23 protein-coding genes are annotated in these 24,713 nt (G+C 34.6%); 11 read left to right on the top strand and 12 right to left on the bottom strand.

What is annotated here, in order from left to right:
• Positions 1 to 11: 11 nt before the first annotated feature.
• The 9 genes from resB to NSQ08_RS06035 form a co-directional block, all read right to left on the bottom strand.
• Positions 12 to 1,637 (bottom strand): cytochrome c biogenesis protein ResB, encoded by a 1,626-nt coding sequence (resB, locus tag NSQ08_RS06075; protein WP_340772535.1) that lies wholly within the window; start codon positions 1,635 to 1,637, stop codon positions 12 to 14.
• Between the two features lie 121 nt (positions 1,638 to 1,758).
• The gene (gene resA, locus NSQ08_RS06070; RefSeq protein WP_002141016.1) at positions 1,759 to 2,280 is read right to left on the bottom strand and encodes a thiol-disulfide oxidoreductase ResA; all 522 of its coding nucleotides are present in this window, start codon (positions 2,278 to 2,280) and stop codon (positions 1,759 to 1,761) included.
• A gap of 94 nt (positions 2,281 to 2,374) precedes the next feature.
• The gene (gene rluB, locus NSQ08_RS06065; RefSeq protein ID WP_002011753.1) at positions 2,375 to 3,103 is read right to left on the bottom strand and encodes a 23S rRNA pseudouridine(2605) synthase RluB; all 729 of its coding nucleotides are present in this window, start codon (positions 3,101 to 3,103) and stop codon (positions 2,375 to 2,377) included.
• A 288-nt stretch (positions 3,104 to 3,391) separates the two neighbouring features.
• A complete protein-coding gene (gene spmB, locus NSQ08_RS06060; RefSeq protein WP_002086660.1) occupies positions 3,392 to 3,922 on the bottom strand; it encodes a spore maturation protein SpmB in 531 nt (176 codons plus the stop codon).
• Positions 3,919 to 4,515 (bottom strand): spore maturation protein SpmA, encoded by a 597-nt coding sequence (gene spmA, locus NSQ08_RS06055; RefSeq protein ID WP_002086662.1) that lies wholly within the window; start codon positions 4,513 to 4,515, stop codon positions 3,919 to 3,921. Before spmA ends, spmB begins: the two co-directional genes overlap by 4 nt.
• Positions 4,508 to 5,632 carry a D-alanyl-D-alanine carboxypeptidase family protein gene (locus NSQ08_RS06050; RefSeq protein ID WP_002086664.1) on the bottom strand — a complete coding sequence of 375 codons (1,125 nt, stop codon included), beginning with the start codon at positions 5,630 to 5,632 and terminating at the stop codon, positions 4,508 to 4,510. The genes spmA and NSQ08_RS06050 overlap by 8 nt, the downstream gene beginning before the upstream one ends.
• Positions 5,633 to 5,745: 113 nt before the next feature.
• Positions 5,746 to 6,660, bottom strand: a complete 915-nt coding sequence (locus tag NSQ08_RS06045) for a superoxide dismutase (RefSeq protein WP_002030730.1) — start codon at positions 6,658 to 6,660, stop codon at positions 5,746 to 5,748.
• Between the two features lie 106 nt (positions 6,661 to 6,766).
• Entirely contained in the window at positions 6,767 to 7,258 is a 492-nt protein-coding gene (locus tag NSQ08_RS06040; protein ID WP_002141015.1) for a YpuI family protein, read from the bottom strand.
• Between the two features lie 22 nt (positions 7,259 to 7,280).
• Positions 7,281 to 7,670 (bottom strand): hypothetical protein, encoded by a 390-nt coding sequence (locus tag NSQ08_RS06035; RefSeq protein ID WP_063218626.1) that lies wholly within the window; start codon positions 7,668 to 7,670, stop codon positions 7,281 to 7,283.
• 186 nt (positions 7,671 to 7,856) lie between these two features.
• Here NSQ08_RS06035 and mprF point away from each other — a divergent pair, with 186 nt between their 5' ends.
• Positions 7,857 to 10,442, top strand: a complete 2,586-nt coding sequence (mprF, locus tag NSQ08_RS06030; RefSeq protein WP_002141014.1) for a bifunctional lysylphosphatidylglycerol flippase/synthetase MprF — start codon at positions 7,857 to 7,859, stop codon at positions 10,440 to 10,442.
• A gap of 4 nt (positions 10,443 to 10,446) precedes the next feature.
• Here mprF and NSQ08_RS06025 read toward each other — a convergent pair whose 3' ends face one another.
• Positions 10,447 to 11,241 (bottom strand): hypothetical protein, encoded by a 795-nt coding sequence (locus tag NSQ08_RS06025; protein WP_016101477.1) that lies wholly within the window; start codon positions 11,239 to 11,241, stop codon positions 10,447 to 10,449.
• Positions 11,242 to 11,414: 173 nt separating this feature from the next.
• Here NSQ08_RS06025 and deoD point away from each other — a divergent pair, with 173 nt between their 5' ends.
• From deoD to NSQ08_RS06005, 4 genes are all read left to right on the top strand, one after another.
• The gene (gene deoD / locus NSQ08_RS06020; RefSeq protein ID WP_000110707.1) at positions 11,415 to 12,122 is read left to right on the top strand and encodes a purine-nucleoside phosphorylase; all 708 of its coding nucleotides are present in this window, start codon (positions 11,415 to 11,417) and stop codon (positions 12,120 to 12,122) included.
• Between the two features lie 201 nt (positions 12,123 to 12,323).
• Positions 12,324 to 14,135 carry a sensor histidine kinase gene (locus tag NSQ08_RS06015; protein WP_340772506.1) on the top strand — a complete coding sequence of 604 codons (1,812 nt, stop codon included), beginning with the start codon at positions 12,324 to 12,326 and terminating at the stop codon, positions 14,133 to 14,135.
• 107 nt (positions 14,136 to 14,242) lie between these two features.
• Entirely contained in the window at positions 14,243 to 14,773 is a 531-nt protein-coding gene (locus NSQ08_RS06010; protein ID WP_000806230.1) for a tyrosine-type recombinase/integrase, read from the top strand.
• 125 nt (positions 14,774 to 14,898) lie between these two features.
• Entirely contained in the window at positions 14,899 to 15,093 is a 195-nt protein-coding gene (locus NSQ08_RS06005) for a DUF3924 family protein (RefSeq protein WP_002011737.1), read from the top strand.
• Positions 15,094 to 15,357: 264 nt separating this feature from the next.
• Here the strand turns inward: NSQ08_RS06005 and NSQ08_RS06000 are convergent, their stop codons facing one another.
• The gene (locus NSQ08_RS06000; RefSeq protein WP_012260627.1) at positions 15,358 to 16,203 is read right to left on the bottom strand and encodes a DUF72 domain-containing protein; all 846 of its coding nucleotides are present in this window, start codon (positions 16,201 to 16,203) and stop codon (positions 15,358 to 15,360) included.
• 160 nt (positions 16,204 to 16,363) lie between these two features.
• Between NSQ08_RS06000 and NSQ08_RS05995 the strand changes: the two genes are divergently transcribed.
• From NSQ08_RS05995 to NSQ08_RS05985, 3 genes are all read left to right on the top strand, one after another.
• Complete coding sequence (locus NSQ08_RS05995; RefSeq protein ID WP_002030719.1) at positions 16,364 to 17,614, top strand: ATP-binding protein; 1,251 nt, start codon at positions 16,364 to 16,366, stop codon at positions 17,612 to 17,614.
• 309 nt (positions 17,615 to 17,923) lie between these two features.
• Entirely contained in the window at positions 17,924 to 18,898 is a 975-nt protein-coding gene (locus tag NSQ08_RS05990) for a Gly-Xaa-Xaa repeat protein (RefSeq protein ID WP_078175641.1), read from the top strand.
• A gap of 219 nt (positions 18,899 to 19,117) precedes the next feature.
• Positions 19,118 to 19,546, top strand: coding sequence for a hypothetical protein (locus NSQ08_RS05985; RefSeq protein WP_016101480.1), 429 nt, complete (start codon positions 19,118 to 19,120; stop codon positions 19,544 to 19,546).
• Between the two features lie 178 nt (positions 19,547 to 19,724).
• On the opposite strand, the gene NSQ08_RS05980 is transcribed toward NSQ08_RS05985, so the two are convergent.
• Positions 19,725 to 21,764 carry a transglycosylase domain-containing protein gene (locus tag NSQ08_RS05980; RefSeq protein WP_016101481.1) on the bottom strand — a complete coding sequence of 680 codons (2,040 nt, stop codon included), beginning with the start codon at positions 21,762 to 21,764 and terminating at the stop codon, positions 19,725 to 19,727.
• Positions 21,765 to 22,075: 311 nt separating this feature from the next.
• On the opposite strand from NSQ08_RS05980, the gene NSQ08_RS05975 reads away from it, so the two are divergent.
• The 3 genes from NSQ08_RS05975 to NSQ08_RS05965 all read left to right on the top strand — a co-directional run bounded on the left by NSQ08_RS05975 (position 22,076) and on the right by NSQ08_RS05965 (position 24,624).
• Positions 22,076 to 22,696, top strand: a complete 621-nt coding sequence (locus NSQ08_RS05975) for a DUF47 domain-containing protein (protein WP_000231445.1) — start codon at positions 22,076 to 22,078, stop codon at positions 22,694 to 22,696.
• 11 nt (positions 22,697 to 22,707) lie between these two features.
• The gene (locus NSQ08_RS05970; protein WP_002030715.1) at positions 22,708 to 23,706 is read left to right on the top strand and encodes an inorganic phosphate transporter; all 999 of its coding nucleotides are present in this window, start codon (positions 22,708 to 22,710) and stop codon (positions 23,704 to 23,706) included.
• 117 nt (positions 23,707 to 23,823) lie between these two features.
• Positions 23,824 to 24,624 (top strand): sulfite exporter TauE/SafE family protein, encoded by an 801-nt coding sequence (locus NSQ08_RS05965; protein WP_002086690.1) that lies wholly within the window; start codon positions 23,824 to 23,826, stop codon positions 24,622 to 24,624.
• Positions 24,625 to 24,713 lie beyond the last annotated feature (89 nt).

Raw genomic sequence — 24,713 nt, 5'->3', positions numbered from 1 at the left:
GTTTCCCCACCTTAACTAATTTTTTTATCCACTACTTTATCGCTTGGCTGCGGAATTGCTGTACCTTCTAGTACTCTTTCAATATCTTTCTTTAAACCGAACCAATTTTTATTCGTATGTCCTGCAATCCACCATTCATCATTAACGCGTTGTATCCAAATACGGCGATGATTCCAATACATCCCTTGAATCACACCAACCATAAATATAAATCCTCCAATACCGAGAATCCAAAGCGTTAAATCTTTCCTTACAGTAAGTGCTGTTGCATTTTGCATTTCCACACCTGCAAAGGACATTTTATATTTGTTATTCCCATCTGGTTCTATATTTTGCTGAATACCGACAAAACTCACTTCACCATCTGGTGTTTCAGGCGTAAACATTTTAAACACAAATGCAGGGTTGTTTGGTAATTTCGTTTTCGTATTTGGTCTTCCATTCTCGTCAAAATAAAAATCTGGAAAATAGCTTAATAGTTCTAAAGAATAACCATTTCCTAAATCAAATTTTTCTGTAGGATTCGTTAAATCTACTTTAATCGGTCCCCACTTTTGATTATTTTCTTTGTTTTGCAAATGGAATGACATGCTTTTAAATTCACTTTCTTTGTAATCCACTTGATATACAGCAAATTGATCAAATTTCAGCGGTTCATTCACTCGAATTTCCGCTTCTTTTACTTTTTCTAATTTCGGTTTTTGTCCTGCTATATTTTCGCCGACCGCTTTATATAATACAGCATTCGTTTGGAAGTTTTTCGCAATCATTTTATCGCCTACACGATCAATCGCTTCATCAAAAACTTCCTTGTCCTTACTTTTATCATAAACTTCCTTAATAAATTTCTCGTTTTTTAAATAGTATTGACCATCCGTTCCTGGTATTTCTTTCGTTTCACCGTCACGTAACCAAAGGGCTTCGTCTACGTACATACTCGGTAAAAAACGGAGCATTGCACCGAATAAAAAGATAATGAGACCAATATGATTCACATATGGACCCCAGCGTGAAAACCGTCCCTTTTCAGCTAAAATGTTACCGTCTTCCACTTTCACATTATAATTACGTTTCTTTAAATTAATTTGAACTCGTTCTAAGTCACCTTCATGCGGCGTACCAGTCCCGTGCACTCTCTGTCTTTTCAAAAAACTTTGGTGTCTTTTCACCCCTTGTTTTTTTAAAGCTTTATAAAGAGGAATGACACGGTCTAAACTACATATAACAAGTGAAATACCAATGGAAGCAATTAAAATCATGTACCACCATGATCCATATAAATTATTAAATCCTAATTGATAGTATAATTGTCCTAAAAATCCATACTCGGTCTTATAATATTCAGCTGGTTCGATTCCTGGAGTTATGTACATTTCTTGGGGAAAGATAGTTCCTATTGCCGATGCAGCTAAAGTTATTACGATTAACCATACACCTACTTTTACAGAAGAGAAAAAACTCCAAATTTTATCGACTATCGTTTTTGTATGTGTGAGAGATCTCCGAGCACTCCCCTCATATCTCATATCCAATAATTTTATATTTTCATTACTTTCAAATGGTTTCCCACATGCTTCACAAAAAATGGTTCCTATCGGATTAACATGTCCACATTCACACTTAATTTCTTTCAACACTCTCACCGCCCCTATATCTATATGTACTATTGTATATTCTAACCTCAAGTTACCGCAATACTCAGAATTTTTAAATCAGAGGCACTATAAGGATGCACCTCATATGTAAAGGCTTTCTTTATTACGGAGTAATTTTCTTTAAATATCCTTCTAACTGTTCTTTCGTTTGTTCACCTATAATTTGTTCGACTACTATTCCATCTTTATCAATCAAAAAGCTTGTCGGTAATGGTCCTACCCCATATGTGCTTATGATTTTTGTTCCTTTATCAATAGCAACTGGGAATTTCAAATCATATTGTTTCACAAAGTTCTTAACAGCAATATCTGTTTCATCTGCATCTAACGCAATAATTTCAACGCCTTTTTCTTTATACTTTGGATATAATTCGTTCATATAAGGCATTTCTTTTTCACACGGTTTACACCAAGTGCCCCAAAAATTTAAAAATACACCTTTTCCCTTTAAATCTTTCAGTTCAATTTTCTTTCCTTCTAAATCTGTCACAACAAAGTTAGGTGCTTCTTTTCCAATTTGCATTTTCTCTTTATCAGCAAAAAATCCTTGATAAAGTGTAAATCCTACAGCACCGCATAAAATGAGTAGAATAATAACACGAAATAATAAGCGATTTTTTTTCATATTGTCTCCCCTCTCTTCGACGAGTGATGAATATATGTATTTTTTAATAAATCACCAGCGGAGCATTCCACTGGTGAAAGTTTCACACTATCGATTAGCGCGGCTTTGTAGAAGCCAATGCACGTAATTGTTTCACCTCATGTGGTGTCAATTCTCTTGCATCACCAGGTCGCAAGCTACCTACTTCTAAAAAGGCGTAGCGTTCACGCTTTAGTTTCACTACTTTACAATCTAACGCTTCAAACATGCGGCGTACTTGACGATTACGTCCTTCATGAATCGTTAATTGTACAATTGCCATCTCTTTACGCTTGTCCCAAGAAATAATTTTCGCTTGTGCTGGTGCTGTTTTCCCATCTTCTAATGCAACACCTCGTTCTAACATGCGAATTTTCTCACCTGTTAATGGCCCTTTAATTTTCGCAACATACGTTTTTTCAACTTTATATCTCGGATGCATTAATACATTTGCAAATTCACCATCATTTGTCATCAATAATACGCCAGACGTATCATAATCTAAGCGTCCGATTGGGAATAAACGTTGTCTAATTTCAGGGAAAAAGTCTGTTACAACATTTCTTCCTTTATCATCTGATACACTTGAAATTACACCAGTTGGTTTATATAGTAAAAAATAAACAGGTTCTTCTTTTTCAAGAGGGATGTTATTTACTTCCACTTTATCTTGAGGAGTTACTTTTGTTCCTAACTCCTTCACTATTTTCCCATTAACTTTCACTTTCCCTTGCTGAATTAATTCCTCAGCCTTTCTTCTCGATGCAATACCTGCTTGCGCAATCACTTTTTGTAATCGTTCCATTTCTTTTTTTCACCTCAAATTTATCTTACCTTACATTAGAAAGACTTGGCAACCGCCTAAGCTTTATGCCATTTACTTCGCCTATCTTTAACAACATAGCAATGATGATAAACGTCTAAAGGCATATCACGTTTTCACCCTTTATTATTGTTTACACTTTTTCATGTTGTCCACGATAAAAGTTCATCATTTTGTCAAAAACACCGCATAAAAAAACCACTATTAAACTACACGTTAATAGTGGTCGTATACGTATTATAAGCTAAATAGCGCAAAAAATGAATAGCATTACCGAAACAATAGGGAAACAAACACAATTGAACAAATAATTCCGATTAAATCTGCAAAAAGTCCTACCTTTAATGCATCTCCCATTTTTCTAATACCGACAGCCCCAAAGTATACTGTTAATATATAAAAAGTCGTATCTGTGCTACCTTGCATCGTTGAAGCTAACCTACCAATAAACGAGTCTGGCCCATATGTAGCGATTAAGTCGGTCGTAATACTTAAACCAGCAGATCCCGAAATCGGACGTATAAGTGCAAGTGGAACGATTTCGGCTGGTACATGAATAAAGTCTAACATCGGCTTCATTACCGATATCATCGCATCTAAAGCACCTGATGCCCGGAAAATAGAAATAGATACAAGCATTCCAACCATAAACGGCAAAATGGAAACCGCAATTTGAATCCCTTCTTTTCCGCCCTCAACGAACGATTCGTACGTTGGAACTTTCTTTATCGTGCCATACAAAAGGATAAAACCAATTACACAAGGAATTACCCATAATGAAATTGTATTTACAATACTCATTTTTTCCGCCCCTTTCTACTCCTTCTCCGGTAAAAATAGCGGTCAATCCAAATCGCTCCAATCATCGATAACACTTGTGCTATAAATGTTACGCCAACGATTTCAGTAGGGTTTGCTGATTCATAAGTCATTCGAATCGAAATGACAGTAGTCGGAATTAATGTAATCGCTGAAGTATTTAATGCTAGAAACGTCACCATAGAACGACTTGCTGAATCCTTTCCACCATTTAACTCTTTCAATTGTTCCATTGCTTTAATACCTAAAGGTGTTGCTGCATTACCTAACCCAAAAAAGTTCGCCATCATATTTGATAAAATGAATCCCATTGACGGGTGATCCTTCGGTATTTCTGGAAATAATCTTTTTACTATCGGCATAAAAAGTGATACTAACTTCTTTAACAATCCAGCTTCCTCAGCAATTTTCATTAAACCGAGCCAAAATACTAAAACACTAATAAGTCCAATACAAATCGTTACAGCATCTTTTGACCCTTCAAACACTGCTTTGGTCACTTCTTCCATCGTTCCATTTATCATGGCATACACAATCCCTATAACTGCCATCGCTGCCCATACGAGATTAACCATCTATCCCAACACCTATCATGTAAGAGAAGATTTCTTTTACGTTATTCCAATACATTCCCGTTGTAGCTACTAACTTTCGTTTACTGTAAAACAAATTTCGTTCTCCAACTTTCTCGTTCCCTACATAAATTTCTGTCTTCCCAATCTTTACTCCATCCGTAAGTTTTGCACTTTTATCGAGCTCAACTTTCAATAACACGCTCTTTCTTTCCTCTTCAGTTAAAGGTACAGAAAAACTATTTTTCGTATAAACATGATTGGCATATTTCTTTTCATTTATTTCAGCGAGTGCGCCTTGTCCTAAAACTTTCGCTTGCTTATAGCGTTCAAAGCCTTTATCAAACAAATTCATATGATCATCCCAGTCACTAGAAGCACTCAAAGTTACGACAATTAAATCTAGTCCATCTTTTGAAGCTGTTGTGACAAGCGTCCGTCCTGCTTTCTTCGTAAAACCTGTCTTTCCCCCTGTTGCAAATTCATAATAAGATGTCACAAGCTTATGTTTATTTTTCCACGGATAATCCCAAGAATCTGATTTATACGTTTTTGTTCCAAAAATTTTCTTAAAGGTCTCGTTCCCCATTGCATATTTCGTTAATAATGCCATGTCATAAGCCGACGAATAATGCGATCCATCCCCATCCAAGCCATGCGGGTTTGAGAAATGCGTATCTTTCATTCCGATTTCTTTCGCCTTTTCATTCATTAAATATACAAATCCTTCTATACTCCCTCCCACATTTTCAGCAATTACTTGTGCTGCATCATTACCAGATCTAAGCATTAATCCGTAAACTAAATCTTCTAACTTAACTTTTTGTCCAGGTTTTAAATAAATTGCCGATCCTTCTACTCGTACCGCTTCATTACTAACCGATACTAACTCTTTCATTTTTCCTGATTCAGCAGCTAACAATGCTGTCATAATTTTTGTTATACTAGCAATTTTTTGTGGCTCATGTTCTAATTTCCCATATAGCACACGACCGGATTGTTGTTCCATTAAGACTGCGTTACGAGCACTGACACCACCGTTCATTTTTGCATATGCAGGAATTGGCATAACGCTTGCGTACATTATAATTAGCGTAATTATTATACAAATTCGTCTCATATTTCCCCCCCACGTCCTTTTGGCACTTTTTGTACAAGTGTATGCTTGGCCTTTTAAAATATGAACGAAATCTTCCTTCCACCTCCACTAAAAAAGACGCATGAGATATGCGTCTAATACGGTGTCCATTCAATTTGCTTCGCACTTTCAAATCTCTTTTCTACATCTGGCCAATTTACAACATTCCACCAATTTTTAATATATTCATCTTTTCGATTTTGATATTGTAAATAATACGCATGTTCCCATACATCCAGTACAAGGAGTGGTATCGTATCCCACTGTGTAAACAATTGATGAAGCGTGCTTTGCAAAATTTCTAACCTTCCTGAACGGGGTACCCATACAAGAATTGCCCATCCTGAACCTTCCACTTTAGAAGCGGCTTCCGTGAAATGCTTTTGAAAACGTAAAAAACTTCCGAAATCTTGCTCAATTTGTTGTGAAAAAGCCCCTCTCGGACTTCCACCCCCATCTTTTTTCATGTTATTCCAAAATATCGTGTGTAAGTAATGACCTGATCCATGAAAAGCCGCTTCTCTTTCCCAATGCTTAATTAAATCAAATTGATTTGTTTTTCTCGCTTCTTCCATCATCTTCTCTGCTTTATTTAATCCTTCCACGTAACTACGATGGTGTTTATCATGGTGTAACATCATAATTTCTCGTGAAATGTACGGTTCTAGCGCATTATATGGATAAGGTAATGGCGGAAGGGTATGCCCCCCAATCGGAACAGCTCGTTCGCTATCCCCTCTTTCACATAGTTCATATTCCTCTCCTTCTTGCATAAATACTTCCTGTAAATGGTGTTGAATATGTTCTACATCATCACTTATTTCATACATAAACTCGGCATCTGTGTCGTATTCATGCTCTTTCATACGCTCTAATAACGTTTGAATTTTATAAGCAAGCATATGGACATCATACACTTCCATTGCACGGCTATCTAATACTTGAAGAACACTTTCACACCAGCTTTCTACTTCATGAAAGTAATCTGTAAATACACCTTGCTGACTCATGTCACACCTCCTTGATGCTATCCACTTTAACTATATTCAATTAAAATCCCTTATATAACTGGACAAAAGGAAAAGAAGCTAAGTATCCTTAGCTTCTTTTCCTTAATTAATATTTGTGCAACATTTTTGTTTGGTAATCTGTCTCATAATATTCTAGTTCTTCACGCATCAATTGAAATTTCCCTTCTAAATCCTTCATCATTCGTTCTATAGATCCAGGGGGGATTTGCTGAAAAACAATAGAATTTTTCCCTGTATAAGCAGAACGACTATTTTCATACCACTGATCATTCTTTGGCGAAAAAAACTCTGCAATTACTTGATGGTAAATCTTATATAAAACTGTTTCAGCTGCGGTCTTTCGAAATGGTTGGCTATTCAACAAAACAAAACATGCATCAAGTCCTTCTTCACAAAAAACAAGAAGTCTTCTTATTGATGCTAATATCCCTTTATAGTATTGCTCGTTTCCTGTTGGTGTCTCCTCCAATAAAGAAGGTAACGTATGATAATTCACATAATTAGTTATCAAGGAAATTACATCTTCTAAAAATATAGAAACTTGTTCTGTTTGATTTTCAACCATCAAATTAGACATGGCTTCTCTCTCCTTTGCCGTTTTACGCTATTTCTACTCTTTTATTTTTATGTAATTCAGCTAATATTTCTTGTACTTTCACCACTGTTCCCTCATCAAAGTATCGTTGAAAGTCTGTTACTTCATTGAGATACAAGCGCTTCTGCGCGCGTAGCTCTTTATCTTTCACTAAACAAGCGATCGCTACAATATCTCGTAAATATACGTCTTGTTCTTCTACTTTATAAACTGGATTTCCTTCAAAAGGGATAATTTCTTGTAAAATTCCTTCAAAATATCGAACATATAAGACAGAAAAGGTTTTCTCTTGATTATTTAATATATATGTTACTTCAGATCTATTAAAAAAATCTTCTGATGTATTCGGTTTTGCTTTTTCTAACTCATATCCTGCATAACCTATTATAATCATCTACTTCCCCTCTCTTCCTTCTTTCACCTTATCTTAACTCAATTTTCTAATAAACGAAATATTCTTTTAAATATAACCTATATAAAAAATAGCTTCCCTATACAGGAATTTACCTTTTTATTTTTCTTGAAGTTTGTCATAATAATATTATTGTCTCAGTTTTCTTACACAAGGAGAGTTGTATTTATGTCGTTTTCATGGAAACGTTTCTTACAAATCGGGAAAATAATCTTCCCATTTGTTGTCTTAACAATTGTTTTCTTTCAAGCTAAAAAAGAATTAGCAGGCATTTCTTTTTTAGAAGCAATTGAAACAATTAAAAACATTCCAACTGGTGGGGTATTTTTAGCGATTACACTCGGTGCATTTGCCGTTTCAACTATGTTCTTTTATGACTTTGTTATGCTTCGTTACTTAAAAGCAGATATACCTGTACAAAAGATCTTCCGCATCTCATGGATTGCCAACACTTTAAATGGATTTATCGGTTTTGGTGGTCTTGTTGGTGCCGGTGTACGTACAATGCTATATCGTCCGCATATAAAAGATAATGGAAAACTTATTAAAAGTATTGCTTGGATGACAACCGCTTTTATTAACGGATTAGCCATTCTGTCATTCCTCGGCCTTATTGGAATATTAGACACTAGTTTTATTCTGCACGAAAAACCGTGGTTATGGCCTGTTCTTATCTTCTTTGCTCTTTTCGTTCCTATATATATTGGGTTTTCTAAAATTAAAAATAGAAAAACAAAACAGCTAGACGGACAAGAGGAAGAAGAAGAAGAGAAAAATCCAACTGTTTTATATTCATTAGTTTCATTAGTCGAGTGGGTATCTGCCGGTATCGTTATGTACGTCATTTTAATATTGTTTGGAATTGATATCGAATTTCAAAAGTTTTTAGGTGTTTACGTAATTGCTGCTTTAGCTGGTGTCGTAAGTCTTGTTCCTGGTGGCCTTGGTTCATTTGACCTTGTTTTCTTAACTGGACTAGGACAATACGGCGTTGATACAGGCGTATTACTACCTGCTATGTTATTATACCGACTTGTCTATTACATCTTACCATTCTGCCTAGGTCTCATTTTTGCAGCCTTTGAAATGACAGGAGCTGCCATAAAAAAAATTGAAGATAAACCATTTATTGCACCTGCGTTAGAAACAACTGGTGTAATTTGGACTTTACAACGTGATTTTTTAGGGAAATTAGGTTCATGGGCATCCGCCGCTTTAACAGTATTCGCTGGCTTAATGGTTATTCTATCAACAATTTTACCGACTAGTATAAATCGAGCTCACGCCTTACATATTTTAGCTCCAAAGCACCTTATTCAATTTTCTTTTAGCTTATCATTAACATTCGGTATTCTCCTCCTGATTCTTTCGCGAGGCATATATTATGGAACAAAGCGTTCTTACTATATGACGATTGTTTCTTTAATTGGAGCAGCAATCTTTAATACCCTAAAAGGAATTGACATTGAAGAAACCTTTATTTTATTAATCGTACTTGCTGTGTTGTATATGCTTCGTAAAAGATTTATACGCGAGAAAATGGAAGTCTCACTTTCTGATATCGTAAAAGTATTTATCTTCTTATTACTTACGCTATATTTATATAAAAACTTAGGTATTTTATTTGCGGGTGCAAAAGAAGCGTTCCAACCTGATTTTGTCGTTCGAAATATTACACAAGTTAAACGAAGTGCATTAGCAGCAGCCTTTTTCGTTCCTACTTTTTTACTTATCGGCTCACTAATTGCCAATCGTTACCGTAGTCAATTTCCCGGGCAACCAGCTAATGATAAAAGGTTAGAAAACTTCTTAGATGAACATGGCGGGAATGTACTTAGTCATTTAGGTTTTTTAGGAGATAAACAGTTCTTCTTCAGTAGTGACGGAAAAGCACTTCTTCTCTTTTCAATTACTGGAAAACGTCTTGTTGTACTAGGTGATCCAATTGGTGATCCATCCTCCTACCGCACTGTGTTGCAAGAATTTTTAACTGAAGCTGATCGATTTGGGTATATTTGCGTATTCTATCAAATTGAAAGCAAATGGATGAGCTTATACCACGATTTTGGCTACAACTTCTTTAAACTTGGTGAAGAGGCTGTCGTTGATTTAAATACGTTTACAATAACAGGAAAGAAACGTGCTGGTATGCGAGCCACTTTCAACCGTTTTGAACGAGAAGGTTATACATTCTCTATTCATCAGCCACCATTCTCAGACGAATTATACGAGGAATTACAGAAAGTTTCTGATGCTTGGCTCGGCGGAAAAAAAGAGAAAGGATTTTCACTTGGGTACTTCGATCGTGAGTATATTAGTCGTGCCCCTATCGCTACATTATCTGATGCAGAAGGAAAAATCATTGCATTCACAACCTTTATGCCAGTATATCAAAGTGGCATATTATCTGTTGATTTAATGCGTTATTATCCAGATGCCCCTAGCGGAATTATGGATGCAATTTTTATCCACTTATTCCACTGGGCAAAAGAAAATGAATACCATTCCTTTAATATTGGTATGGCACCACTCTCAAATGTCGGTTTATCAACGCAATCGTTCTGGTCTGAACGAGTTGCTGCTGCAATATTTAATAACGTTCGTTACACATATAGCTTCAGCGGTTTACGACATTTTAAAGAAAAATACAAACCTGCATGGAGTGGAAAGTATTTAGCATTTCGAAAGAATCATTCTTTACCAATTACAATGCTCTCTGTAACAAAATTAATAGGAAAACGAAAAAACAGCTAAGTACTTAGCTGTTTTTTCGTTTTTGCACTTGTATACTAAACTCCTTTTCATACTTCTTACCATTTATATAGAAATCCCCCCATATTTTATATGTTCCTTCTTCTGGAAATGTAATACGATATTGTAATTGCTCATCCGTATCAACAGGAATGGCATATAAAAAATGTCCCCTCGTTTCATCAACGATATATAGCGCGTTGACTTCGCCTCTCCCTGAATTTAATTTCAGCTTTTCTCCCTTTTTCGCTTGAAACTGAAATGTTAATGTCGTTGCCTCATTCGGATGTAATGCACCAAATAAAAGAGACACTTGATGCTCTCCTATATTTTTTGTAAGTACAGTATCGACAGGTAGTTTCTTTTTATTCTTGTCCTTGTTTGTCTCCTTTTTTTCTTCACCAAAATCTTTCTTAGCAAATGATTCCACGGACTTGTTTTCATTTTCATACAAAAATATCGTGTACCCTTCACCTTTTGCTACATCTGAAGATAGCTTATACGATCCATTTCCAGCAAATATAGGCTTCGTTTGTTGTATGTTTTTCAAATTCCCATCCACTATCACTGCTCGAATTTGATCGTTCACACCACGAACTTCATTATTCATTTTATTTAGCAATTGAAACGAAATATCGACTTTTTCATTTCCTTCTTTATTTTTCACATCCCATTTCACTTCTTGAACATCTCCGGTCGTTTCTACAGTTTCTTGATATTTTTTTATGTAAAATCCTCCTGCCACAATAAGTACTAGTGCAATAAGCCCAATGACAAGATTTTTCAAAATATCACCTACCATTTTTATTGTCTTTATCCATGCAAAACCTCTTAAATATATATTCTAGATTATGATTTATGAAATCCTCCTCTTTTGCACATATTACAAATAAAAAAGATTTTAATTGAAAGGAGTCGTAGTGTATAATGCAAATGATATTGATTTCTATCAATACATTATAAGGAGGATTTTTCATGAGTGTACATATTGAAGCAAAACAAGGCGAAATTGCTGAATCTATTCTATTACCTGGTGATCCATTACGTGCAAAATATATTGCTGAAACATTTTTAGAGGATGTTACTTGTTATAATAACGTGCGTGGCATGTTAGGTTTTACTGGAACTTACAAAGGAAAGCGTGTATCTGTTCAAGGTACAGGTATGGGTGTTCCTTCTATTTCTATTTATGTAAACGAATTAATTCAAAGCTACGGAGTGAAAAATTTAATTCGTGTTGGGACATGTGGTGCAATTCAAAAAGATGTTAAGGTACGTGACGTTATTATTGCGATGACGGCTTGTACAGATTCTAATATGAATCGCTTAACATTCCCGGGTTTTGATTTTGCTCCTGCTGCAAACTTTGATCTTTTAAAGAAAGCTTACGATGCTGGAACAGAAAAAGGATTACACGTTCGTGTTGGTAACGTATTAACAGCAGATGTATTTTATCGTGAGAGCATGGACATGGTTAAAAAACTTGGAGATTACGGTGTATTAGCAGTAGAGATGGAGACGACTGCTCTTTACACATTAGCAGCTAAATATGGTGTAAATGCATTATCTGTATTAACAGTAAGCGACCATATCTTCACTGGTGAAGAAACAACATCTGAAGAGCGTCAAACTACATTTAACGAAATGATTGAAATCGCTTTAGATGCAGCAATTCAGCAATAGTACACTAAAGAACTCGTCATACGTCTGGCGAGTTCTTTTTTATGCTAAAATACTTCTATAGTCACTGTACCGTCTCTTTATGTGACTTTCTATAAAAAACTACTTTAGAGAGAGACAGATTTATCCCCTCTACTTTTTTGTAACCTTTGTTATAATTAAGAAATCATTTATATTACAGTATTTTTCATACGAGGTGAAACAGTGAAGAACAGAAGCATCGTCTTTAAACTATTTTTATTAACATCAACTTTATTTACAATCATATTTCTCCTTTTTTTCCTTGGACAATCTCTATTTTTAGAGAAGTTTTATATTAATAAAAAAGTAAAAACCGTTCAAACGGCTTTTGAAAAATTCGTAGATAATTATGAAAAAAGCGACAAAAGTTTTGAGGAAATCAGAAAGCTAAAACAAGAATTTCACGATAAAACGAATGCTGAAATGCAATTTTTAGATTCTAACGGCATTATTAAAAGTGAAAACAATTACTACATTGAGGTAATTAACCCTAATAACAATAAAACCTATTCCATCCCACTTAATAATCTTTTAACACCCGAAGAATATAATAAATTCGAAAATTTAGGCTTAAAAAAAGAGGGCATGATTCACGTAGAGGGATTTTTACAAGATAATATAATAACGCCACTAGAACTGACGACTAATTATAATCGATGGCGAAATGAAAATGTCAATTCGGATTTTCAAACAATTAGTGGTAACCCCTCTAAAAATAGACTCACAAATCGATATAAAACTACGTCTCAGATCAGTTTTACCGGTGTGATATCTAAATTACATATCCCTTCCAAATCTGAGGTTCGCCTTGCAAATGATTTTGAAACATTACAAGCTGTTGAATATTTTGCAAGCACTATTAGACAAGGTACTTCTAATTCAAATCAATTAAACACGTATATTTTAGATAGTGGGGAAAATATAAAAAACAGTGTCTTTGTAAAGCCTATTATGGAAAACGGAAAAACTAAGGAGTACGCTTTTGTGATAGCATCTTTACAACCTGTGAATGAAGCAATGCTCGTTTTAAAAGATTATTATGTCTATGCCTTAATTATCGTGTTTCTCGTTATTATTTTGTTATCCTTCTACTACTCAAAAATCATTGTTAAACCATTAATTAAGATAAATCGTGTTACAAAAAAAATGGCCAACTTTGATTTTAGCGAGAAGTTACCTGTTACAGCAGACGATGAAATTGGCGGGTTATCAAGTGGTATTAATACACTCTCTGTAAATTTAAAAGATCGAATCGACCGATTAAATGTTGCTAATACAAAATTACAACAAGATATTGAACGCGAACGTCAATTGGAAAAAACGAGAAAAGAATTCATTTCTGGTGTATCTCATGAATTAAAAACACCACTTAGTGTTATTCGTAGCTTCGCTGAAGGTATTCAAGATGGCGTAAGTAAAGATACGACATATTATACAAATGTTATTTTGGAAGAGACAGATAATATGAACAGGCTCATTGTTGAAATGTTAGAATTAGCAAAACTAGAATCAGGTACGTACAAACTAGAAATGTCGACATTCTCGATCGGTGAATTAATTCAACAAGTCTATACAAAATTATTATTTAGCATGGAGGAAAAACATTTACAAGTGGACATCCATGCTGACTCTTCTCTATTTGTTAAAGCAAATCGTAGCCGTATTGAGCAAGTCGTTGTAAACTTACTTAGCAATGCAATTCGATATACTCCAGATGGTAAAAAAATACACGTCTCTATTATAGAAACGGAAGATACAGTGAAAATCAAAATTGAAAACACAGGTAATCCTATTCCAGAAGAAAGCCTTGAAAAAATTTGGGATCGCTTCTACCGTTTAGACGCTTCTCGTAGCCGTCATACTGGAGGTACTGGCCTTGGGTTATCCATTGTGAAAAACATTTTAGATCTCCATCACGCTGAATACGGCGTGTATAATACCACTAATAGCGTTGTATTTTATTTTAATTTACAAAAAGTAAAAGAAGTCAAATAATTTGTCTTAATTTCACTAGGAGTTCACATGAAATTCACACTCTCCCTTTATAGTAAGAAACAAGTTAATCCTTTCCTTTACACATATAAAAGAGGAGAGTGCGTGAAATGAAACAAGCAGGACAACCTATTCAAAATGAAAAACAATTAGAAACTATCAAAAATATACTTTTACAATCTTCGAAACGTGATGGCTTATTATTCGTATTAGCTGTAAATTCTGGCTTAAAAGTAAGTGAAATCTTACAATTAAAAGTTAGTGATGTAATCGATGAAGACGAAAATGTTCGCCATTCCATTTTATTTTACAATGAAAAAGTAAAGAAACATAAATGGTTTGCTGTAAATGAAGACTTACAGCACGCAATCGAAGACTACATGAAAGAACGTAAAACTTGGAAACGTAATGAACCATTATTAAAGTCTCAAAAAGGAACAAAGTCTATTACGAGACAACATGCATGGTACATTTTAAACAAAGCTGCAAAAGAAGTTGGATTAGAAGGGATTAGCTCACATACACTTCGAAAAACTTGGGGCTATTGTGCATACAAATCAGGTGTTGATATTGCATTTTTACAACACTTCTTTGATCACAGTACTCCATCCAAAACTTTAAAGTATATCGGTATTGCTTAATAACTCTTATACATAAAAAGGTTACCATTTGTAAATTTGGTAACCTTTTTTATGTTTCATATTCTCTTTTCTTGTCTTGTCTCTCCTATACTGTAGTGGTACTCTAATAGTAAGGGGGAGAAATTATGAACACATTAACAATTGAATTACCGAAAGAAACGGCTGAAAAACTTGATTTATTAAAGAAATCTTATGAAAAGAAAACAGGTGCTACAATTTCTGAAAGCACTCTCGTTCAAACACTTATCTCAAAGGAATTTATCCAAGCGATAACTCCTTTTGATTTACAACAAATCATCAATGGAAAAGAACAGCAGTAATTGCTGTTCTTTTTTTATTACTATTTAAAATATAAAATGAAACTTTAATCAGTGGGGGTCTTACTGCCGCAAATAGCGGGATAAAAAGTTTTTTACTTATTTTCCGAAAAACCATTGACAATGATAATGATAACCATTATCATTTATTATGAAGCCAACAATTGATGAATCAACCAAACGCTCAGTAACATTGTTACCCCTCTTTTTCATATAGAAAGGCACTGTACATTCCCCCTGTTTGTACAGTGCCTTTCTTGTTTATCATCATTCAAACAAATTTAATTGCTCAGGCTTCGGCTCACCATATGTAATGTCCATCATTTTCATAAGCTGTTTCGCATTATCCGCTGCATCTCCACCCGAATTATTATTAAACAATACAAATATATCCTTCGTCTTCTTTTTCAATCGCTCTAATCGTTCTACCCATTCCGCCAATTCTTTACTATTATAACGATATAAACAGCGAACCGATCTCCAATTTTCTCCTTTATCCAGCCAACCATGAACATTTCGGCCATGAAAACGTATTAACGCCATGTCCGAGTTTGTTGCATCTAATATAAGCGGTACTGATCCTATTCCAGCCTGAGGCTCATCGCAAATTGTATGAATCCAGTTTTCTTTTTCTAAAAACTGTAACGTCTTATCTCTCATTTCTGGATAAAACCATGTTTGATTTCGAAATTCTATTGCACATGGTAAATCTTCCATTTTTTCTTTCGTGTATCGAAGTAAATCTACATTTTTCACTTTACAATCAAACCATGGTGGATATTGAAATAAAATCATTTTTAATTTATTTGTTTCTATTAAAGGAAGAATGGATTGTTTATACACATCAAACATCTCATCGAACGTAGAAAAAGGGATTTCCCCTTTCATATGTCCTGTCATTCCTTGATAGGCTTTTACTATAAAAGAAAAATCTTTCGGCGTTTCCATCGCCCATTTTGTATAATTCCGCGCAGGTTGTATCGCATAAAATGAACTATCTACTTCCACAATGGGAAAATGTTCACTATAAGTTCGCAATTTTTTTCTATTTTCATAGGGATTTATATATAAAGAATCATGATCTCCCCACCCTGTCACTCCAATGAAAAGCAAATATATCCCTCCCTTTTTAACTTCACCTTCTATCCATTCTACTCACTTCCCGGACATTTCAGCTAATCAATTTCATTAAGTAGCCCCTTCTTTAAGAGTATCCGTATAAAAATATGATATACTAAATGGAAGAATTTTTAAATTGAGGGGTTATTTATTTATGCTTCCAAACGATGATATTGTATCTCATGAAAAACGAATAGAAGAACTAGAAAATAAAGTGCGGTTATATGAAGAGCTTGTGAATCAATTACCACATCATTTCACATACAAAAATCCACATATTGGTTTACAAATAAAGAAAACGAGAACGACTCACTCCATTCAAAACATACAAAAAGAGAATAAAAAGGCTGATTTTCAACTTACTTGCGATTCATTATTTTTATTTGAACAACTTGAAACATACTTTGTTCATATTTTTGATGCTTTTTCACATCATGTCACCTTTGTTGATAGTAAAGGAAATATAACTTTATGTAATCAAGCTGCAGCAGATGATTTTGGTGTAGTACGAAATGATATAATTGGAAAGCCAATTCAACAATTACTAAACTTGCCAGAAGAACAAATTAAAGCGATTGAAACATTAAGAACAGGAACAGAAATATATAATGAAGAAGTGTTAGACAAAAACTATGGTATTTTAAACAATCGAATTATTCGGGATTATAACGGAGAGATTTTTAGAGTTATTAGTGTCTTCCATTATTTAAACACAGAACGTGATGCAGAAAAATTTTCATTAGCAGGACGAATCGCAGCTGGGATTGCTCATGAAGTACGAAATCCCCTTACAACGGTACGTGGATACTTGCAATTTCTACAAGATAACGTTTCTCCATCCAATAAAGAATTGTTTAAAAGTCTACTCATTCCTGAACTAGATCGTGCAAATAGTATTATCACAAAATTTTTAGCCATTTCAAAAACACGTGAATTTACTAGAGAACCTTTTCCCATCAATACGTTTTTACGCGAATATATTCAACAACTACTTGCTAGTGAAGTTTTTTTACACAATATTTCTATTGACTATGAATTTTCTACGGAATTAGATGGTGTACTTGTCAATATCGATCGTCATGAACTTGTGCAAGTTTTTTTAAATTTATTTCAAAATGCTATCGATGCTCGAGGCGAAAGACCTCTTTCCATTCAAATCTCTAGTTATCGCCTAGATAACTTTGTTCGGATTACTTTCACAGATAACGGAACTGGGGTTCCTCCAGCTATTCAAGAATATATCTTTGATCCATTCTTCTCAACAAAAGATTCAGGAACAGGACTGGGCTTGTCAGTAACGAAGAAAATTATTCAAAATCATAACGGTACATTAAAAGTTACTAGTAATCACAGTGGGACAACTTTTACAATATCTATCCCATCGTTGCCCAAAAGAGATAGTTAAAGTGTCGATAAACAAAAACAGTGGGGGCAGTTTTTAACTGCCCCCACTGTTTTTGTTTAACTCATCATTTTCCTAAAAAACTATACAAAATGAAACTTTAATCAGCGTTTTTTGCATCTCCTACTGCTTATTAACCCTAACTAATCAGCCTTTTGCTAGATAGAAATCTTTCAATCTCTTTAATTCCCCTTACTAAGTAGGTAAAACCCTTATTTTTTTTGAAATAGTAGTTTGTCCATCACGAATTTAGTTTTATTTTCATTTTATTATATTGAGACTATTTATTCTATAAAAGAAAGGAATGAAAAGATGAACAATAAAAATAGAGGGAAAGTATTCTTCGGTAACGATTGTTGCGAAGTCCGGGCTTGTAGTTTTATTAACATCTCTAAATCTGAACTTAAAGAATTTATTAAAATCCTTCAAGCTCTTGGACAAAATATTAAAGATATATTCCAAAATCCTTCTCAAAGTAATATTGATAAACTTATAGCTACCCTAGATAATCTACAAAAATCCCTCAAATGTTTAGACTTATCACCTGCACAAGAAAAAATCGGAACTTCTATTATTACTCACCTATTAACTATTCTAAAAACAAAACCTTTCTCGTGCGGAGCATTATACGTTGAACTGCAAAGCCTGCTTAATTTTTTACTGTATATCGCTAAGTTATTTAAAGTTAATTGCTGTACTATAGACAAACTTATTAAGCTGATTATAGAAATCCAAACCATTTTAGTTAAATATGGCTCTGGTTGCCTTGGTGGAGGTGCTACTGGTGCTACCGGCGCTACTGGACCTCAAGGACTTCGTGGCGTTACTGGCGCTACCGGCGCTACTGGACCTCAAGGACTTCGTGGGGCTACTGGACCATCGGGCAAACCACTCCATGTAACTATAGCAGCAATAGGAAATTCTAATCCACAAACTATATCACCTGGAACGAATATCCAATTTAATCAAGTTTTCGAACTAAATAATCTCATTTTTAATGACACTTCAGATACTTTAACTATTTTAGAAACAGGAGTATACGATATTAGTTTCTCAGCATCTACAACCTTCCCGGGTTCTTCACCATTTGGATTCGGTATTTCATTCAACGGTCAACCACCTACTCGTAATTTTTCAACTAACGTTATCGGTAGTGCGGTTTCTTTCTCCACAATTGTTACTTTAACAGTTGGTACAACAATCTCTGTACAACCTACAGTAAATACTATTTCCATCCCTAACACTGGTGACACAACAGCTACACTATCAGTCTTCCGAATTTACTAATTTTAGTTTTCATTTTATTTTTGAACGACCAAGAATGTTTGATTTATAGTAATTTGTATTATTTTGATTGTATGTTAAATCTTTCTTTTAATAAAAAGGAGCACTTATTTTGGAGGATAAGTGCTCCTTCTTTACGTTTCTTTACTTCAAATTTACTCTAGCTTAATCCTCTTTTTGTATGATGAATAGTGAAGACAAAGACATGAAAGAGGGATGACAATGCGAATTATATCACTGACACGTTTTTGGTTTGTTCTTATGGTATGCATAATTTTATGTATAGGGTTTCTTTTAACTCTAAACTATTCAAATGTTTCAAAAGCAGAAAGAAAAACACTTCCATACGAACTTCTGTATACAAAACAAAACAACATCCCGTATTCCTCTTCCACACAAAATGAAAAAAAAGTTATAAAAGGAATGCTTATTACAGAAGCTTCTAGTTATGAAAACCTACTTCAAATCGCTGAAACGATTACAGATCAATATAAAAATAAAGACGTTGATGAAATAACACTCTCTATCCATAATGAAAATACTGGAAATTTTGAAGAGGAATTGCCATATGAACCTATTAGTAAAGGAATAATAACCGTCACGTATGATTCTCAATCCTTCGGTAGGACCAATGTTACGCTAAATAAATAAACTGAAGCTTTAATCCGTGGCGCTTTTCCCATCCCCACGGATTATTAAGTTAAACCCATCAAATTTTTATAGGCAGCTCGATTCTCACCTAACTTCTTTTCTGTTGCCACATTTTGAACCGAGATAAAACCGCTCATTTCTCATAAAAAAGAGGCGAACTCGTTATTCGCCTCTTTTTTTACCAAAATGGAATCCACTCTTTCACTTTATCTATCCATTCATTTTGCTGTTCTTTTCTTTGTTGTTCCTCTTCTTTTCGTTTTTTCTCTTCTTCTTTTCTTCGTTTTTCTTCCTCAATCATTTTTAATTGCTTTGTATAATCCGCCTCAGGTATTAGTGATAACTGAAATGCCTTTTGAGCTGGATTTCCATTCGCTTTCTTCATAATATCCCGGAACATTGTCGTTGTAATTTGGCTGCCTCCTGGCACATAATGCTCACTATCCGTTTTATCATACCCTACCCAAATCGCACCTACTAAATCCGGTGTGTATCCAACAAACCACGAATCCTTCGCACCAGTGCTTGGTCCATTTACAAGCTGGGTAGTCCCTGTCTTGCCTGCGGTATCGATATTATTAACTTTCGCTTTTTCACCTGTTCCCCTTTCAATAACACCTTTTAATAAGTATGTCATCTTTTGGGCAACTTTCTCGTTCGTCACACGAGTTTCTTTCTTATACCATTTTCCAATTGTTTCCCCTTCAGCATTTTGGATTTCTCTAATGGCATGAGCTTCTACTTGGACACCATCATTTGCAAGTGCGCTATACGCTTGAGCCATTACAAATGGTGAAGTCCCTACATGCATACCTCCTAAAGCAATCGGATACGTATGGTCTTCAGGCTCTAATGGAATACCAAACCGCTCTAAAGATTTCAATCCTTTATCTAATCCAATTTTCTCTAATAGCCAAACTGCTGAAACATTATATGACTTTGCCACCGCTTCATACATCGTCACATTACCATGGAACGTATGATCACTATTTTGTGGTGCATATTCTTTAATATTAAACGGTTCATCTTTTAAGACATCGTATACTTCATATCCTTGTTCTAACGCTGGTACATACACTGCAAGAGGCTTTAACGTTGAACCTGGCTGTCTTTTTAATTGTGTTGCATGATTAAACTGTAAAAATTGATAAGGACCTCTGCCTCCAACTAAAGCCGGAACACCGCCAGTTTTTGGATTCATAAGGACCACTCCAGTTTGCATAAGCTGATCTGAGCCACTATCTTTAAAATAACTATCATTATTCACAACATCTTCAACCGCTTGTTGTTTTTTCGAGTCAAGTTCCGTATAAATACGATAGCCACCTGCTAAAATTTCATTTTGTGTTAATTCATACTTGTCCATCGCTTCTCTAACAATATAATCTACGTATTGAGAATATTTTCCCTTATATTTATCGTCAACACCACGTCGTAATACAAGACCTGATTCTTTCTCCTGATTATATTGTTCTTCAGAAATATATCCTTGCTCCTTCATTAAACCTAATACGACATTACGTCTTTCAATTGATTTATTAAAGTTTTTATACGGCGAATACGCAGATGGCGCTTTAATTAATCCTGCAATCGTTGCAGCTTCTGAAATCGTTAAGTCTTTTACTTCTTTATCAAAATAAGATTTAGCTGCTCTTTTTATCCCCCAAGCACCTTCACCAAAATAAATTTGATTCATATACATTTCAACAATTTCATCTTTCGTATAAGTACGTTCTATTTTTTTCGTTAGAAAGTATTCCTTTATTTTACGCGAGAATGTACGGTCTTGCGTTAAAAATACATTTTTCGCAAGTTGTTGTGTAATTGTACTACCACCTGCCACAACTTCACCGGCTGTAATGTTCTTAAATACAGCACTTATAATTCCACTATAGTAAATACCATGATGACTAAAAAATTCCTTATCTTCTACTGCAACAATTGCTTGAACCATAATATCAGGAATATCTTTCCTTTTGACCCCTTCTGTTTTAGAAGAAGCTAATTTAGTCGCAACTTCATTATTTGCATCATAAATTAAAGTCGGTTGTGGAACAGCTTGTTTTAATTCAGATATATCTTGAATGGAAATTATTATATTTACAACAATAAATAGAGTAGCAAGTAAACTTCCCAATACAATTAATGAATTGCGTAGTTTCTTCCTCTTATTGAACCACTCAAGCGTTTTTTTAAAGTGAGTGTTCTTCAATTTCATTGGTTCACTTCCTTCATTTGTTTACACTCTTTTTTTTAAAAGGAAGAATATACCTCCTTTTAAATTTATTATAATAACGTAGTCGTTCCTATAGTGTAAAGCTTTTCTTTCACATTCATACTTTTTGCAAGAAAAGGACATTCTACAAGTAAGATATTCATTGTTGAGTATTAATATTATTAATACAACAATGAGAGTTTTGTTAAGTTTTTGTAAACTTTTCGATAAAATGTTTTAAAAAACGACAGTTTTTTGTTAGAATTGATTAGCCAATATATTTTACATATATTACTTTTGTGGGGGTAACAATAATGGTCTTTAAATCAAAAAAAGATAAATTTTCTGAAATGCTTATGAACGTTTCCGAAAATTTAAAAGAAGGCGCGCAGTTTTTCGTGGAGTATAAAATTAAAAATGCTAGCGATTTAAAAGAGTTTTCTATGCGCATGAAAGAGTATGAGTCAAAAGGTGACTCATTCATTCACGAAATCATTATGGAGCTAAACAAAGCGTTTATTACTCCTATTGAACGTGAAGACATCCTACAACTTGCAATGAGTATGGATGATGTATTAGACGGATTAGATCACAGTGCTGGTCTATTCGAAATGTATTCTATTACAGAAGCTGATGAATACATGATTAAATTCGTTGAAGCAATTAATCAATGTGCGATTGAGATTGCAAATTCTGTTGAACTACTTTCTAAAAAGAAATTAGTCGATATTCGTACAAATGCGATCAAGATTAAGGATTACGAGTCACAATGTGATGATATTCGCCGTCATGCGATTAAACACTTATTCTCTCGTGAGAAAGATCCGATTAAGATTATTCAATTTAAAGAGATTTACGAAGAGCTTGAAGAAGTAGCTGATAGCTGTCAAAGCGTTGCAAACGTATTAGAAACAATCATTATGAAGAACGCGTAAGGAGTTTGATCATGGATACACTCTTGATACTGACCGTTTTAGTAGTCATTTGCGCTTTAGCTTTTGACTTTATCAATGGATTTCACGATACAGCAAACGCTATTGCAACGGCTGTTTCAACGAAAGCTCTAAAGCCTAGACATGCAATTGTTATGGCAGCTATTATGAACTTTTTAGGTGCGATGACATTTACAGGTGTAGCAAAAACGATTACAAAAGATATTGTTGACCCGTTTGCTTTGCAAAATGGTTCTCTTGTAATTTTAGCTGCTTTGCTTGCGGCAATAGTCTGGAATTTGATCACTTGGTACTATGGCATTCCAAGTAGTTCTTCGCATGCAATCATTGGCGCAATCGCTGGTGCAGCAATTGCTGCTGCTGGTATTAGCGCATTAAACTATAAAGGGTTTATAAAAATTCTTGAAGCTTTAATCATTTCACCGATCATCGCTTTTGTTATTGGTTACATCGTATATAGTATTTTTAAAGTGGTATTTAAAAACTTTAACTTAACGAAAACGAACAAGAACTTCCGTATATTCCAGATTTTCACCGCTGCATTGCAAGCTTATACGCACGGTACGAATGATGCACAAAAAGCAATGGGAATCATTACGATGGCTCTTATGGCCAATAACTATCATACTTCTGGCGATATCCCTTTCTGGGTACAATTATCTTGTGCAATCGCAATGGGTCTTGGTACTTCTGTCGGTGGTTGGAAAATTATTAAAACTGTCGGTGGACAAATTATGAAAATTCGTCCTGTAAATGGTGTAGCTGCCGATTTATCATCATCACTTGTTATTTTCGGCGCAACATTTATTCACTTACCGGTTAGTACGACGCACGTTATCTCTTCTTCTATTTTAGGAGTTGGTGCTTCACATCGCGTGAAAGGTGTAAAATGGGGAACTGCAAAACGCATGTTAATTACATGGGTTATTACACTTCCTATTTCAGCTTCTTTAGCTGCATTATTTTACTACTTATTACACTTAATCTTTTAATCAAAAGTCGTCTTCCTTATTTTTCTAGGAAGACGACTTTTTTGTGAACAAGCCTATTTCTTATTAAAAAGCGTGTATAATGATTGATGGATAAGTTATATAGAGGAGTTGGCAATTTTGGAATACATCATGTTACTTTTCATCGGATTAATCGCCGGGACAGTCGGGAGCCTAGTCGGACTTGGAGGCGGAATTATTATCGTTCCGTTATTAATTGGATTACACAGTTTATCACCACAACTCGCAGTAGGAACTTCTATGGTAACAGTCGTTTTTACAGGGCTGGCTTCTACCCTTACTTATATGAAACATAAACGGGTAGATTATAAAAGTGGACTTATTTTATTTATCGGGAGTGGCCCTGGTGGTATTATCGGATCATGGGCAAACAAATTTTTAAACCAAGATACATTTTCTTTATACTTTGGGATTTTTCTTATATTCGTCTCCATTCTTCTTATACTACGAGACAAATTGAAACCTCTTTCCCTATCAAATATGACTGTAATTAAGCGATCTTTTACAGATAACGAAGGAAATACTGTAGACTATCAATTCCCACCATTTCTCGCTATCTTTATTGCCTTTATAGTTGGATTTATATCCGGATTATTTGGAATCGGTGGTGGTGCCTTACTTGTGCCAGCGATGATGCTCCTTTTTGCGTTCCCAGCACACATTGCTGTAGCCACTTCAATGTTTATCGTATTTCTCTCAGCAATTGTAAGTTCTTTAACTCACATCTCTCTAGGAAATGTCAGCTGGGCTTATGCATTAATTCTTATTCCTGGTGCATGGATTGGCGGAAAAATCGGGGCTTATATTAACACAAAATTAAGCGGTAATGCAGTAATTAATTTATTACGTATCACATTAATTATTCTTGGAACTAGATTAATCATTACTTCATTTTTATAACGCGTTCTTTCTAGAATGCGTTTTTTCTTATACACATGAATATAAAAAGGCTCCTAGGAGAACAAATAAAACTAAACAAACACTTAATA

It is taken from the genome of Bacillus sp. FSL E2-8887, from assembly GCF_038007205.1.
GTDB lineage: Bacteria > Bacillota > Bacilli > Bacillales > Bacillaceae_G > Bacillus_A > Bacillus_A mycoides.
Note: the sequence above shows the minus strand (reverse complement) of the source record. Positions and strands in the feature narration are given on the sequence as shown.

Coding starts and splice junctions, on each gene's coding strand:
- resA (WP_002141016.1), bottom strand. CDS start 2,280: ATGAAAAAAAATCGCTTATTATTTCGTGTTATTATTCTACTCATTTTA.
- rluB (WP_002011753.1), bottom strand. CDS start 3,103: ATGGAACGATTACAAAAAGTGATTGCGCAAGCAGGTATTGCATCGAGA.
- spmB (WP_002086660.1), bottom strand. CDS start 3,922: ATGAGTATTGTAAATACAATTTCATTATGGGTAATTCCTTGTGTAATT.
- spmA (WP_002086662.1), bottom strand. CDS start 4,515: ATGGTTAATCTCGTATGGGCAGCGATGGCAGTTATAGGGATTGTGTAT.
- NSQ08_RS06050 (WP_002086664.1), bottom strand. CDS start 5,632: ATGAGACGAATTTGTATAATAATTACGCTAATTATAATGTACGCAAGC.
- NSQ08_RS06045 (WP_002030730.1), bottom strand. CDS start 6,660: ATGAGTCAGCAAGGTGTATTTACAGATTACTTTCATGAAGTAGAAAGC.
- NSQ08_RS06040 (WP_002141015.1), bottom strand. CDS start 7,258: ATGTCTAATTTGATGGTTGAAAATCAAACAGAACAAGTTTCTATATTT.
- NSQ08_RS06035 (WP_063218626.1), bottom strand. CDS start 7,670: ATGATTATAATAGGTTATGCAGGATATGAGTTAGAAAAAGCAAAACCG.
- mprF (WP_002141014.1), top strand. CDS start 7,857: ATGTCGTTTTCATGGAAACGTTTCTTACAAATCGGGAAAATAATCTTC.
- NSQ08_RS06025 (WP_016101477.1), bottom strand. CDS start 11,241: ATGGTAGGTGATATTTTGAAAAATCTTGTCATTGGGCTTATTGCACTA.
- deoD (WP_000110707.1), top strand. CDS start 11,415: ATGAGTGTACATATTGAAGCAAAACAAGGCGAAATTGCTGAATCTATT.
- NSQ08_RS06010 (WP_000806230.1), top strand. CDS start 14,243: ATGAAACAAGCAGGACAACCTATTCAAAATGAAAAACAATTAGAAACT.
- NSQ08_RS06005 (WP_002011737.1), top strand. CDS start 14,899: ATGAACACATTAACAATTGAATTACCGAAAGAAACGGCTGAAAAACTT.
- NSQ08_RS05995 (WP_002030719.1), top strand. CDS start 16,364: ATGCTTCCAAACGATGATATTGTATCTCATGAAAAACGAATAGAAGAA.
- NSQ08_RS05990 (WP_078175641.1), top strand. CDS start 17,924: ATGAACAATAAAAATAGAGGGAAAGTATTCTTCGGTAACGATTGTTGC.
- NSQ08_RS05985 (WP_016101480.1), top strand. CDS start 19,118: ATGCGAATTATATCACTGACACGTTTTTGGTTTGTTCTTATGGTATGC.
- NSQ08_RS05980 (WP_016101481.1), bottom strand. CDS start 21,764: ATGAAATTGAAGAACACTCACTTTAAAAAAACGCTTGAGTGGTTCAAT.
- NSQ08_RS05975 (WP_000231445.1), top strand. CDS start 22,076: ATGGTCTTTAAATCAAAAAAAGATAAATTTTCTGAAATGCTTATGAAC.
- NSQ08_RS05970 (WP_002030715.1), top strand. CDS start 22,708: ATGGATACACTCTTGATACTGACCGTTTTAGTAGTCATTTGCGCTTTA.